The 13,776-nt window shown below is 45.7% G+C and carries 9 protein-coding genes; 1 reads left to right on the forward strand and 8 read right to left on the reverse strand.

Annotation, left to right across the window (positions count from 1 at the left end; translation table 11 throughout):
- Positions 1-146 precede the first annotated feature (146 nt).
- Genes ACLD71_RS14815 through ACLD71_RS14850 form a run of 8 tightly spaced genes read right to left on the reverse strand, consistent with a single transcriptional unit; the run spans position 147 to position 11,870 of the window.
- Positions 147-1,463: a lysine N(6)-hydroxylase/L-ornithine N(5)-oxygenase family protein gene (locus tag ACLD71_RS14815; RefSeq protein ID WP_411991178.1), complete on the reverse strand. Its 1,317-nt coding sequence runs from the start codon at positions 1,461-1,463 to the stop codon at positions 147-149.
- Between the two features lie 9 nt (positions 1,464-1,472).
- Positions 1,473-4,217 (reverse strand): GNAT family N-acetyltransferase, encoded by a 2,745-nt coding sequence (locus ACLD71_RS14820; protein ID WP_411991179.1) that lies wholly within the window; start codon positions 4,215-4,217, stop codon positions 1,473-1,475.
- Positions 4,217-4,837, reverse strand: coding sequence for a nitroreductase (locus tag ACLD71_RS14825; protein ID WP_411991180.1), 621 nt, complete (start codon positions 4,835-4,837; stop codon positions 4,217-4,219). The genes ACLD71_RS14820 and ACLD71_RS14825 overlap by 1 nt, the downstream gene beginning before the upstream one ends.
- Entirely contained in the window at positions 4,834-6,753 is a 1,920-nt protein-coding gene (locus tag ACLD71_RS14830; protein ID WP_411991181.1) for an iron ABC transporter permease, read from the reverse strand. The genes ACLD71_RS14825 and ACLD71_RS14830 overlap by 4 nt, the downstream gene beginning before the upstream one ends.
- Positions 6,746-7,687, reverse strand: coding sequence for an ABC transporter substrate-binding protein (locus ACLD71_RS14835; RefSeq protein WP_411991182.1), 942 nt, complete (start codon positions 7,685-7,687; stop codon positions 6,746-6,748). Before ACLD71_RS14835 ends, ACLD71_RS14830 begins: the two co-directional genes overlap by 8 nt.
- Positions 7,684-8,454: an ABC transporter ATP-binding protein gene (locus ACLD71_RS14840; RefSeq protein WP_411991183.1), complete on the reverse strand. Its 771-nt coding sequence runs from the start codon at positions 8,452-8,454 to the stop codon at positions 7,684-7,686. Before ACLD71_RS14840 ends, ACLD71_RS14835 begins: the two co-directional genes overlap by 4 nt.
- A gap of 10 nt (positions 8,455-8,464) precedes the next feature.
- Entirely contained in the window at positions 8,465-10,690 is a 2,226-nt protein-coding gene (locus tag ACLD71_RS14845) for a TonB-dependent receptor (RefSeq protein ID WP_411991184.1), read from the reverse strand.
- Between the two features lie 28 nt (positions 10,691-10,718).
- On the reverse strand, positions 10,719-11,870 hold the full coding sequence (locus tag ACLD71_RS14850; protein ID WP_411991185.1) for an MFS transporter: 1,152 nt from the start codon (positions 11,868-11,870) through the stop codon (positions 10,719-10,721).
- A gap of 150 nt (positions 11,871-12,020) precedes the next feature.
- On the opposite strand from ACLD71_RS14850, the gene ACLD71_RS14855 reads away from it, so the two are divergent.
- Positions 12,021-13,775: an IucA/IucC family protein gene (locus ACLD71_RS14855; protein WP_411991186.1), complete on the forward strand. Its 1,755-nt coding sequence runs from the start codon at positions 12,021-12,023 to the stop codon at positions 13,773-13,775.
- Position 13,776: the final 1 nt, after the last annotated feature.

The following is a 13,776-nucleotide window of genomic DNA, read 5'->3' on the forward strand; positions in this document are numbered from 1 at the left end:
CCGAGTGGCTGGAAAGCATTGTTCCACTAAATGGTTCAATAATGCAGACTCGTTATTTAAGTTTGTTCGCCGTTCAGGCTTAGTTAGCGGTGTTTAGGTAAGTTCTTTGGGTTATAAAAGCACGGCAAACGCCGTGCTTTTTACTTTTAAACTGCGGCTTTTGCTTTTGGCTGAATGAGCACTTCTGGGCTCGATAGTCCCCAATCTACAATGGCTTCTTGCTGGTCTATTTCATAAAGGTTTTTGCCGCTGGCATGGTTAATAATTTTTGCAGCTCGCCAGGTGGCTAAACTGAGTTGCGGCTCGGCAATACCGTGGCTATGAATGCCGGCATTCACCATGTAAATACGGTTGTTGTTAGCTGCTGGCCATTTCACGCTAAAGTCAGGACAAAGCTCTGGCAAGCCTTGTGAGTTTAGAGGGATTTGCGAAGCTAGTTTGGTTAAACAACTCGGCAGTGCACGGCGGTAACCGGTACATAATATCACTACGTCGGCGTTGATTTGAGTATTGTCGTGGGTGAGACCATGCTCCAAGTGTAATTTGTAGCCATTTTCGTTATGCGCCAGCGAAATCAGTGTTCGATTGGGCTGAATAGACCACCAGTTTGGATTATGTAGTACATAACGGTCGTGATAAAGGCGCTGGTAAATGCCTTGTAAGCAGTCGTTTGTAATTCCGTCACTGGTGAGTTTTTGGCGAGACACTTCACTGTTTTTGGTAGTTTGCGCTAGGTGATAAAATCCATCCACGTAATCAGGCATAAAATACTGATCGGTAAAGCAGCTTTCATCTAATGCCTCAATATTTGAGCGGCGCGATATCCAGTTTATATCTGCTACTTCGCCGAAGGTTTTGTCGAACAAGTGCTGGAATACATCGGCACCGGTTTGCCCTCCACCAATAATTGCCACACGTTTGCCCGTTAAATTAGGTTTTCTCAAGCCTAATTCGCTGGCATGAAAACAGGTATTGCTAATGTGAGGTTCACAAAAAGTAGGTACTTGTGGTTGCATGCCTGTACCAACTACTAAGTGTTTACTTTGGTAACTGTGTTCACTGGTTTCAACGGTAAATACGTCGCCATTAAACTCAACCGACTGAACATCTTGATTAAAGCGAGTATTATTTAAGCTGTGTGCTGCCCAGCTTAGGTAATGGGAAAATTCGATGCGTGAAATTACCGACTGGCCTGAGGCAATAAAGGGGTAGAGCTTTTGTTGTTCTACCAAGTAATTTAAAAAACTATAGGGATTGGTGGGGTCAATGCCTGTCACCAAATCCTTCAAGTAGGAGGTTTGCATTTTTGCATCATTTAGTAGCAGCCCAGGATGCCAAGCAAAAGCCTTTTTACGTTCTAAAAAAAGCGTTGAAAGATCAGGCTTTGTGCTGGCTAAGGCTGCAATACTCAAGTTAAAAGGGCCAATACCAACGCCGAGTAAATCTACTGTTTGTGTGTTCATATTCAGTCCCTAAATGGCAAATTGATTAAAGAATCGCTGGCGGCTACATTGCAGTAATGCCGCCCGTTTGTGTGGAAAATCGAACTCAAATTGTTTTTCTAAACCCAGTCGTTCGGTAATGCTTACCACCCGGTGATTGTCGGCCCTTGGTTCGCCCATTACGTTGTTGGTTTTAGCTTCATCTAAAAAGCAGTACTGCAATATTGCGCAGCCCCAAGTGTCAAAATACACGCCGCCCCTAAAGTTGAAGTTGCCCACTAAAATATGCACGCCACGGTCGTAATCTTGATAGCTATAATGAGGACCTAAGCGATCTTCTGCTGTCCAATACACTTCAAAATAGCCAAACGGTACCCCATCAAATTCGCCAATGACGGCATATTGGTGTGGGTCTTTTTCCATTTTGCTTAAATACTCGTTATGGCTTTGTTTATCGCCTTCTAGCTCCCAAACCGGAAATATTTTGGGGTGGTTATGCCAACGATTAAAGCAGGCTAAATCTCGCTCTTTATCAATGACCCGAAAGGTGAGCTGGCGTTTTAAGTGGTAAAAATAGCGGCTATATACCTGGCCACGAGGCCTTGCTGGACGAACCGGGTGCTTATTACCATTGTCGGCGCATATTAGCTCGTCACTTTTTGCGGCAGTTTGTTGTTCTCGCCATAGCGGCGCTAGCTGCAAAAATTGCTGCAACGTTAAGGCATTCAATTCGGATTGATTAACCGCGTGTTTGGCAGAGGCTGGGTAGTAGTCACACTTTAGGGCGTCGAGCTTAAGCTTGAATAGGCCATGCTCCGCAATACTCCACCATAACAAGTCGTCTGTTTTGTATAGTGCGTTTAATGTGGCATCATCGCCATCAAAGCGCAGCTGGCAACAGTGTTGATGGTTTTCTATGGTGCCTCTCACCAGCGTTTCGCCATTTTCTCTTACCGCAAACTTTATTGCGTAGTCTGAGGATTGTTCATCTTCGAAACATAGCGTTCTGCCACCTGCGAGCTTTTTAAAGGTGAGCAACGGTGCCTTAGTTTGTTTAAAAGGGTTGTCGATAGAACAGTAGATTTTGCTAGGATCTTCTAGCGTGGCTTCATTGTGATTCGCCAAGAAGCAATAGAAATTACGTTTCCAATGTAAGTTTGGAGAGCTAAGTAAATACGTATAAAAAGAACCATCTTGAGGGTGGCTTGCTTGCAACTCACTAATTTTATCTCGGCACAAATCCCATAATTTAGTTTCGCTGATCAAACCCGCGGCACCAATAGCGGCAAGGGTATTTAGTAGGCTGTTGCCGATTAAATAGTAAGCATGGTAGGGGTTTACCTGCTCAGCCTCCATAAAGTACTCGGGCGTTTCGTCGCCAAGCTGCTGTTTAAACAAACTCATCGCTTGGCTGGTTAAACCAATACCTTGGCAATCTCTATACGCTGCGCCGCCGGGTAGGTTGTTTTCAATTTTAACAAGAATATTTTGTTGGTGGGCTAACAGTACAAAACCGTAATCGGCGCGCGCTATACATAGCGGTTTAATCACCTTGTCCCAAAACGCCGATACCCATTTAAGTGAAGCGTGTTGGTAACATAATTGGTGTTGTTGTGCGTAGTTCTTAATCCAGTTAACCAATTTGGCATCTTTTTGCGCGCTGTTAACTTGGTTTACACTTGCCAAGCAAAACATGTTTTCAGTATTTAATTTACTGTTAGCAGCATGTGATTGATGGAATGGGTTTTCTCTAAAGCTAATCAGTGGTAGGTCTAATACTTCGCCGTTTATGCCAGTAACACTTGCCCATAAGGGTTCTTCTATAAAGTAGCTATCAGGCAAGCGCTGACGCAGCTCTTCACCCGCGGGGCTATTAAGTAAGCGACTGAACTGAATACCTCGTTTGGCTTCTTTACTGGTGAGTAAGCGTAAGGAGTTGGTGAGTTTGACTGGTAGCGAGACCTTTAGCATCCAAGCTTGCTGGGGATGGTAAATAGCCCGACTAGACGATGTGGCTGTCCAGCCTGCAGATTCTATTCCTAGGTCTTTTACCACTTCGGCAAGGCTTAGCGTCTGTTCACTTGCACGCCAGGCTTTGGCTTGTAAAGGGTGCATAGGGAAGGGCACCCATTGTTTATCTTCTAGCTGCTCTGCAGTGAATGTAGCGCCATTAGCTTGATTGGTCTGTTTTTCACAATTGCTGTAAAGCTGTTTTAGTTTGTCTGCTAAGTCTCCAACAAGGCTTTCGCCGACCAAGTGAGAGGAGTGAACCGCAAACCATTCAATGGCAAAATTGCGGGCAAACTCCGGCAAATATTTGGCTTGTTGTTGTTCACTTAGGGGCTCACAACTTTTTCCTGCAGGGTGCATGCTATGGCCGCCAGTCAAACTTTGCTCAGACAAAATAAACTGGTCTAAAGTAAGCTTAGAACGCTGGCTTAAAGCTTGTTCGGCTCGAGTAATATAATGATTAGAATCTTCGACACGCTGACGAAATAGCGCTTTTTCTTCTTTGCTTAGCTGAGGGTACAAACCCTCGACGATTAATTTTAATGCCACTTCAAATAAGATTCTTGTTTGTTGTTGAGCTTGATGTAACACCAGTTCACCGCTGTAGCGGTGCCGCCAACTGGGCGATACATAACTCAACTTAATCTCTAGGCTAGAGCTTACTGATAAGGGCAAAAATACTGAATTGCCTTCTAAATGCTTGTTAGCGGTTTCGGCCAGCAAACTGTTGAAAAATGACTGATGGCAAAGTGCGTGAGTCTTCATTACTGCTGTTCCTGTTTAACTGATTGATTTGTTCCCCAAGGGCTTACACTAGCCGCGCCTTGCCACTCAACACTGAGCTCGGCCACGTTACTACGTGATTTAGTTCGTTTGGTGATTGGACTACCGATGACTAAAAATCCCACCGGGTGGTGCCTGTCCTGTAAACCTAACAAGTGCCTAACATTAGGGAGTTCAACGGCGTCGGTGCTATACCATACGCTGCCGAACCCCAGCGCATCTGCCGACAGCAAAATCATTTGGCAGGCTGCTGCAGCCGAAAATATTTGGTCTTGTTTAGAAATGTGACTGTCTTCGGCAAGTTCGGCTGAAACCAACACTATGCTGGGGGCTTGTTTTAAATAACTGGCTAAGCGTTTGGCTCGTTGTGGCTCTAAGCTCGCGTTGGCAGTTTGCCAGGCGGTTTGCAACAGTGAGATAAGCGCCTCAATATTTTGTTGATTAACCACTAAAAAATGCCAAGGCTTTAATTTTCCATGATCGGGTGTGCTCATAGCCGCTTGCAGTATCTCTGTCATTTGTTGTGGCTTGGGCGCTGGTTGTTGCAGCTCATGAACGTGGTAAGACACTCGTTCATTTAAAAATTGGCTAATGGCATTCATGTCCGTTTCCTGTAGCTAATCAGAAGTAGCAAAATAAAGTAGATAGACCCGATTACCGACACCATAAGGCCGGCAGGGATTTCGTTGGGCGCCATGAGTCCTCGGCCTAAGCTGTCGGCCCATATCAGCAATATTGCTCCAGTAATGCCCGAAGCAGGGATAAGGTGTTTATGGCGGTATAAACCTAAAAGGCGCGCGCAGTGCGGGGCAAGTAAACCTACAAAGCTAATGGAGCCAATGCTTGAAACACAAATGGCAGTGAGAAGGGCAGAAATAGCCAATAACAGTAGCCGTTGCTTTTGCAGCGCTACGCCTAAGGTTTTTGGCAATATTTCGCCCAATGGCATTAAGTCTAACTGTCGCAAAAGGGGCACAATGGCCAATAAACTAAGGGTAGTAATGCTGGCGATGGGGATGATGCGTTCAAAAGTTGCCCCATAGGTGGTACCCGCTAACCACATCATAGTGACCGACGCGGTGGAGCTGCCAAAAGTGAGTAATATTTGGGTCGCAGTTCCAGCAAAGGCGGTAATCACAATGCCAAACAAGGCTAATTGAGATACGCTGAGTTGTTGTTTTAGCCCCCATGACAGTAAGGCCATTACCGCACTACCGCCTACTAACGCTGCTAGAGTAAGCTGCAATTGATTGGCGGCGGGGAAATATACCAATACGCAAGCAATCAGCAATACAGCCACAGCACTTACCCCAGATATATCGGGGCTCGCCATGGGATTTTTAAACAGGGTTTGCAGCAAAGTGCCAGCACACGCTAGACCAAAACCACCAAAACCTGCCAACAATACCCGTTGGTTAATCCATACCGCGCCTATGTCTTGTGGCTTGGCTAAGCAAAAGTACAAACTAACAACTAACAAGCCACTGAGGGCGCCAATAACAAGGGCGGGGCTGGCGTGAATAAAGGGCTTTAAACCTAAGTGTTGAGTTTCTACCGCGGCTAAGGCCTTGCCAGAGCGTTGAAACAATAAAAACACAAAGTAAGGTGCACCTAACAGCGCTGTAAATGCACCAGTGGGTAAGCGATAGCCCAAGAACAACAAACTTCGTGAACACCACTCGGCGGCTAATACCAGCGCTGCACCAATAACAATGGTGATAAACCACTGCAGGGCGATATTGTTGGCCCCTTTGCTAAGCCTTAATACCAAACGTGTGAGATGCGGAGCCATTAAACCCACAAAACCTATCATGCCAACAATAGACGTGGCCAAAGCTGCTTGGCTAATGGCTAGCAGCAATATTGTCCAACGCCAAGGTTTTATGGCAAGGCCTAAAGCGGCTGCATGAGTATCACCCAATAAGAATAACGCTAGCTTAGGCAGTACCACTACACTCAGTAATAAACACACCAACATCGGTAGGGCCGTTTGTTCTAACACCAGAGTATTGGTTTGTAATACCTGGCCACTTCCCCAAAGAAATAATCCGTCGGTTTGGTTTTCAAAGTAGAGCATAAACAACGACGATAGCGCTCCGGCACTTAAGCCTAAGGCCATGCCAATTAAAACTACTGGTAGCTTACCGCCGCCAATCAGTTGGCTAACTGCTAGCACTGCTAACGAGAGCACAAATCCGCCGATTAACGCACCTAACCATACTAAATTAAGACTTGCCTCGGGCAATAATACGCGGGTTAGCACCGCGCCGAGCAGCGCGCCAGCGGCTATGCCCAAGGTAGAGGGAGAGGCAAAATCATTATCTAAGCTGGTTTGAATTAGAAAGCCTGAGCTGGCGAGCAGGGCGCCGGTAAATAAAGACATAATGGCGGTAGGTAGCCAAATATTGTTTAGCATGGCTTGCGCCAATTCTTGGTTGGCTATCTCTGGCCTACTTAAGTAATAAGCAGCCATTAGCAACAGTAAGACCATTAGGCTAGAAGAGATGGATTTAACCACGGTTACTCTCCTGCCAGTTGAGTAATGACTGGGCGAATGCTTCGGCCATTTTGAGTGAAGAAAGCGGGCCGCCAAAACTAAACAAAGGCTCAACGTCAGAGAATTGCTTCTGCGCAACAAATGGCAATAGAGGCCATACCGGAGATAACATCATTCGTTCACCGTCGACTTGATTGCCGGCCAACAATAAATGGCTGTTGCTAAGCCTTGGCAGTTGCTCTAGTTGTAAGTGAATAAAATCTTTACCAGGTAAGCCTTGTTGCCATGCGTAGCGCAGCCCTAGCTCGTGGCTAATCGCGCCAGCTAAGCTCTTATCGGTAAACACGCGCAAGCCATATCCCATGCCCACAAACTTGGCATAGGCCACGGCTTTATTGCTTAAACCCTGGGCGGCAATGCGTTGTTTTAACTCGGCTAATCGCTTATTTAAGCGCGCTAATACAGCACTTGCTTGATCCGTTCTATTTACTGCTTTAGCAATGCCACTGAATACCCGCTGGGATTGCTTAAAGTAACTAAAGGTTTGTTGGTCAGCGCTAGGGAATTGCTGATACAACAAAGTGGGGGCAATTTGCTCTAAGGCGTCTAATATTCGGCGGTGGCGAAACTCGTAACCAATAATTAAATCTGGCTTTAAGCGCGCAATAGTTGCGAGATCAGGTTCTTGGCGACGACCAATTTCAGTGACCGATTCGGGCAACCTTGGGTGGTTAGTTTGCCACTTTTGGTAGCCCTTGGTGAGGGTTAAACCAACCGGCACGACGTCGAGCGTTAGCAACATTTCTGCGGCAGACCAGTTCAGTGCGATAACCCGTTGAGCAGGCTGCATTAAACTTACGCAATTGCTTAAACACACCTCAGTAACTTGGGCAAAGCTTGGTGGAGAAAGAATCAGCATGAGCATAGCCGCTAAAGCTTTTGGAAAACGTCTCATTGCTGTTGCTCCGGCCACAAAACCTGTTGTGAGCCAATTTGGTGGGAAGTTACCGGGGTCTGATACACCTCGCTAACGTCTTTGGCATTGATCACTGAACGGGCGTCACCACTGCTCACAATGTGCCCGTGATTAATCAACATAGCTTGGTCACTAAATTGGGCGGCCTGGTTTAAGTCATGCAATACCCACACTATGGTTTTGTTGTATTGTTGATTTAAGCGCTGAACGATCTTTAGCAAACCTAGCTGATGAGAAATGTCTAGCCACGAAGTGGGTTCATCGAGCATTAACACCTCGGTATCTTGGGCAAGAACCATCGCCAGCCAAGTGCGTTGTAACTCTCCTCCTGATAGATCAGTAAGCAACTGCGACGCATACTGTTTTACGCCTGTTTCCTGCATCGCCCAGTCGATAATCTGCTTATCGTCATTTGAGATGTTTTTATACCAAGGTCGATGAGGGTGGCGCCCAAAACAAACCAAGTCAGCCACATTCAAAGTGGCGGGCACTGGGTTTCGTTGCGGTAGCAAAGCAAGCTGTTTGGCCAGCTGTGCACGACTAATGCTTGAGAGCGGCTGTTGCGCAAAACTTATGTCTCCAGCGCTGGGCTTTACCAAGCCAGCCAATACCGACAACAAGCTGCTTTTGCCCGAACCGTTAGGGCCAATCAGCGCGGTAACCGCGCCTTTGGCAATCTTTCCGCTCATATCATTGAGGATGGTATTTCCCCCCAATTGGAGGGAAATATGATTAAAAGTAAACAAAGACTATCCTCTAGAATTCAGCGTTGTAGCTAAGTGCGTAGGTTCGGCCTTGGCCTTTAAAGCTAAACAATTCAGGGGCTGAAATGCTGCTATAAAGGATCTGCGCACGTTGCGACCAAAGGGTTTCATAATCTTTGTTAAACAGGTTTTGAATACCAAAGTTAACTCGGCCAATTGGCAGTGCGTAGTAGGCGCTGAGGTTAGCCAGTGAATAGCCCTTAAGCTCGCCGCCATTGTCGTCACTGTAGTCAGCCAATGTTTGCCATTGCAGTTCGGCGCCGTAGTTCAAATTGTCGTAGCCACCCCGTAGCACCGCATTTGAGGGGCTAGTTTCTTCTGCCGCTAACGCAGACCAAGAACCATCGGATTTAGTTTGGCTTTTAATTAGATGGGCTTGAACGCCACCGTACCAGTCTTCGGTAAACGAATAATTGGCTTGTCCTTCTAAGCCATAAATTCGGCGTTCATCGTCATTCACCACTACTGCTAAATTGCTTCGGTCGTAGGAGGTGGTTTTATCTGATAGCGAGTAATAGGCGGCTAATTGAACGTCGTAATCGGCTTGTGCAATTCGCCAACCAAACTCTAGCGAGTTAGTTTTTACTCCTTCCAAGCGATTGTCGGCAACGTTAATGCTGTCTACTAAGGTTGGGCCATCTCCATAAGTGCCATTGTAAGTGCCGTTACCGTAATATTTGGCGGGGTCGGGTAGGTTAAAACCTTGGCTAAAGTTGGCCCACAATTGTTGTTGCTCGGTAATTCGGTAAATAGCACCTAGGTTGAACAGCAATTCGCTGTAGTCTGTTTTGCCGCCTTCAATGGCATCTGGCGAAGCACCACCATAAGCACCAATGCCAGCAAGGTGCTGCTGCAATACACCAACGTTGTCGCCGACTTCGTGTTCAATGTATTGGTAGCGCAAGCCACCAGATATCGCCCAATCTTGGTTTATCTCCCAGTTGGCTTGACCAAAAGCTGACAGCTTTTGGGTATCAATATCTGGGTAGCGTTGCAGGGTTTGCACTTGTTTAAAGTTCATGCCGCCAGAGGATAGGGCGGTATTGGTGTCGTAGACTTTTTGCTTGGCAGAAAACGATTCTGATTCGGCATCTATACCGTAATTTATTTCTAAGCTATCTATGTTCTTAATGAACAGAATTTTGCCGCCAAATACATCGGTTTCTTGTAACGATGCGCCGTATAGCGGGTAGCTATTGCCGGGAAGCGGAGACCCTGTTACACGATAAATTGATGGGAAAGGGTAAAACTGCATCGACTCACTACGGTAATAGGCCTGTGCTAACATGGTTTGGTTTAGCAAGTTGTCATGACGATATTGAGCGTTGACCAATACGCGCTCGGTGGCTGGTTGTTCTTCTAATTGCAGGCCCTTTTGAATGCTAATGAGTTCAGGAGCACCAAAAATACCCGCTAAGTTAGGTCCTAGATAAGTACCGTATTCGGTATCTTGCTCGCTGTTGTAATATTGCCCCGTTAGCGATAAAAGTTGCTCATTGGTAGGTTCAAATTCAACATTACCCATAATGTCGATACTTTGATTAAACTGTAAATCGGTTTGGGTGATATCAGGCAAAATCATTTGCCCATCGGCATCATAAGCTGCGCCGCGACCTTCATAGGCGGCCGATAAGCGGCCACGTAGTTTGTCACTGCCACCAGATACCGCTAACGCGACATTCTTATTAAGATCGTCACTGCTGTTAAAGCCAGAAGAAGCACCTACTTTTAGTTCTACCTTGGTCTCGTTTGCAGTGGCCTTTTTGGTGATGATGTTAATGATGCCGCCCGCCGCGCCAGCACCATAAATAGAGGTAGCGCCAGATAACACTTCAACATGGGCAATGTTGAAAGGATTAATACTGTCTAGCTGGCGGCTAATAGCGCGAGTAGAGTTTAACGATACGCCATCAATCATTACTAAGGCCGAACGACCACGAAGGTTTTGGCCAAAGTTAGTCCGACCTTCATTACCAAAATCAAAACTAGGGATTAAACGGCCTAGTGCCGTTTTTAAATCTGCACCGGTGTTAATTTCACGTTCGATTTGTTCTGGATCTATTACCCACATAGTGGCGGCAATATCTGAAATAGTGGTATCTACCCGGTTTGCTGTAACCACTACCGTATCTAAAGTAGTGTTGGCGTAGCTAAAGCCAGCAAATAACACCAAAGCTATGGGCGTTAGTGTTGTGTTTAAAGTGCTAAGTTTGTTCATTATCTTCCTTGAACCGTAGTGATTATTATTAATTTGGGGCTGGCTGTAATCGCGCATGCTGGTTGACGACCAACACCAGCGCGACCATCGCCAAACTAAAGACCCAAATAGGAGTGAGTAGGGGAATACCCAGCATTAAGCTAGCGCTAGCTACCGCTGTACCTATTAAGTAACCGGCGGTATGCGCTCTTGCTAAAAAGGCACTTCGTTTTGCTCTAAACGAAATCGAAGGATTGTTTGCGTAGGCCTGTTGGCTGTACCAACTGGGTAAGCCTGAAATAGCAAATGCCATTACCGCTAAAGCCAACAATACAAATGACCAGTTTGAGAGAGGCACGCTGAGTAGCAGGGCTCCGACGATTAGCGACCCGATTAATGCTGCGGGTAAGCGTGCTTGGCTGCGAGCAAACAAAGGGAGCAACACAAACTGGTACACGATGATGATTGCACTTAAATAAAGCAGTAATGAGGCGTAAATTTTGGTCGCCTGAGCACCTTGGTAACCAAAGCTAATTAGTAGCGGTAGTATGTGATACTGCACCATACTAACCAGTGAAGTGGTTAGCACTGCCAGTAGTAAAATATGTTTGAAGGCGAGCGTTTCAGCGCTGGAATAAGGACTGTGTATAGGCGTGGCAAGCTCGGAGTCTGTTGGCCAACTAGCTTTGTTGACTAAGCAATAAACCAGAACCAACAGCGCCATTAATACTGGGCTAATCAGTACCCATTGCCCCACCAAAGGGAGTAAGGCTAAGCTAGGGCCTAATAACCTGCCAATAGTAATAGAACCATTGGTTTTGGCGAGTTGCCCTAGGTTACTTTTGTTCACAATGGCCAAGTGACTATGGGCAAGAATGATAAAGGCGCTACTAAATAAGCCCAGTAATAGTCTACTCGCAGAAACCAGAAGAACTGACGGCTGATCGCTGACAAAAATACTTAAGCAAAAAACCAGGTTAGCCACTAAAAAACCGCTAACGGCGAGTACCGTGCTACGCCATAAACCGCGTTTATTGAGTTTATCTCCCCAAAATTTAACGCCAAACCAGTAACTGATCAGGTTTAGATTTAGGACTACCGCCACGATACCAAGGTCTTTGTTTGAGTGATTAAAACCTAGCTGCAGGGATAACTCTGGCAAAAAAGCCAACACTAAGGTTTGGTTTAATCCTAAAAGCACTAACAAGCTGCGATACAACAAGAATTCACTCGAATACAAATGATAATAGTTTGCATTATCATTGTGTATTTTTGTGGCCTATGTCAATATCTTCATAACAAAAATAGCAATAAAAAATAAACCTGCTTTTACAAAGGATTAGGAGAAGTGATGTTTAACGAAGCGCATTGGCATGCCGCAAACGTAAATTTAGTAGCAAAAATTCTAAGTGAGTTGCATTTCGAAGAACGGCTTCAGTTTGAGACTGACCATGAACATGAGAATGACGGCGGACCTCACCTGTTGCGCTCTTATTTGCTTGTGGGTGCCCAACAACGCTGGGCTTTCAAAGCGAAGAAAACTATTTGGGGCATGTTGCTTATAGACCCAAGAAGCATTGAAGTGAATGACCAATGTGTACCTTTAGCGGCTGAATTACTGCTCGACATTCAAGTATTAATAGATATTAACGATATTAATTTGGCAGGCCTGCTGGAGGAGATTCAACAGACCTTGTATAGCGATACGGTTCGCTGGAAACAGCAACAAAACGTCAACGCACCAGATTTGGTATTGTTAGACGAAGCGTCTCGCCAAGCGTATTTAGATGCCCATCCTAAAGCCATCGCCAATAAAGGACGCTTGGGGTGGGGAAGCGATGAGCTAGCTAAATATGCGCCAGAATCAGCCAAAGGCATTCAACTTAGCTATCTAGCGATTAAAAAAGAACTGTGTAAGGTAGGGTTTAAGCAAGGCTTAGAACAATCCACTTTACTCCGCGACACCTTAGGCGAGGCAGCATTAGCAGCCTTAGTGAAACCATTGCCTAGTAATTGGCAGGATGGTTTTTACATTTTTGCCGTTCACCCCTGGCAATATGAGCGTTTTATTCAAATTCAGTACGCCCAATATTTAGCGCAGGGAGAAGCGATTTATTTAGGCTGCATCACAGGTGATTGGTTGGCACAGCAATCAATTAGAACCTTAAGCTCTGCTGACCAAACGCAGCCTTATGATCTGAAAACAGCATTAACCATTCTCAATACATCTTGTTTTCGTGGGATCCCGGGACAGTTTATTGCGCAAGGGCCGCGGTTATCCAGTTGGTTGGCGAACTTAGCTGTGCAAGATCCCTTATTTAGGGAACGAGGGCTACATGTTCAACAAGAGGTAGCTGGCGTGTTTTGTGCCCATCCCCAGCAGCAAAAAATAGCTGCTGGTGCTTATCGTTATAACGAAATGCTAGGGTGCATTTGGCGAGAACGTGCTGAATCACTAATCCCCAAACATCAGCGAGTCATGTCGATGGCAACCCTTATGCAAGAAGATAGCAACGGCGAAGCTGCCATTGTGGCTTTAATTAGTCTGTCTGAAATTAGCGCTGAAGCTTGGTTAAGAAAACTGTTTAAACATGTAGTGGTGCCGCTGTATCACTTAATGTGTCGATATGGTGTTGCTTTAGTGGCGCATGGGCAAAACATTACCCTAGTATTGGATAATCATCAGCCTGCTGGCTGTACCATTAAGGACTTTCATGGTGATTTACGCTTGATTGATCAAGCATTCCCTGAGCTAGAAAGTTTAGATAAAGAGGTGGCAGATACCTTAACGCGCTTACCAGCCCACTATTTAATTCATGATTTAGTGACAGGGCACTTTGTTACGGTGTTACGTTTTGTTTCTCCCAAACTACAACGAATTGCGGTGTCTGAGCAGCAGTTTTATCGCTGGTTAGCTGAAGAAATCTGCGATTATCAAGCCAGCCACCCTGAGCTAAAGCCTCGTTTCGAGCTATTTGATTTGTTTAAACCAGAAATTGAAAAGATTTGTGTTAACCGAGTACGGTTTAAAATTGGTTACGGAGATAGCGAAGAGCGTCCTTTGCCGGAGATTGGCAAGCCAATATCTAACCCTTTATGTTGTTAAA

The organism is Agarivorans sp. DSG3-1 (assembly GCF_046774965.1).
Classification (GTDB): domain Bacteria; phylum Pseudomonadota; class Gammaproteobacteria; order Enterobacterales; family Celerinatantimonadaceae; genus Agarivorans.

Coding starts and splice junctions, on each gene's coding strand:
- ACLD71_RS14835 (WP_411991182.1), bottom strand. CDS start 7,687: ATGAGACGTTTTCCAAAAGCTTTAGCGGCTATGCTCATGCTGATTCTT.
- ACLD71_RS14845 (WP_411991184.1), bottom strand. CDS start 10,690: ATGAACAAACTTAGCACTTTAAACACAACACTAACGCCCATAGCTTTG.
- ACLD71_RS14855 (WP_411991186.1), top strand. CDS start 12,021: ATGTTTAACGAAGCGCATTGGCATGCCGCAAACGTAAATTTAGTAGCA.
- ACLD71_RS14815 (WP_411991178.1), bottom strand. CDS start 1,463: ATGAACACACAAACAGTAGATTTACTCGGCGTTGGTATTGGCCCTTTT.
- ACLD71_RS14820 (WP_411991179.1), bottom strand. CDS start 4,217: ATGAAGACTCACGCACTTTGCCATCAGTCATTTTTCAACAGTTTGCTG.
- ACLD71_RS14825 (WP_411991180.1), bottom strand. CDS start 4,837: ATGAATGCCATTAGCCAATTTTTAAATGAACGAGTGTCTTACCACGTT.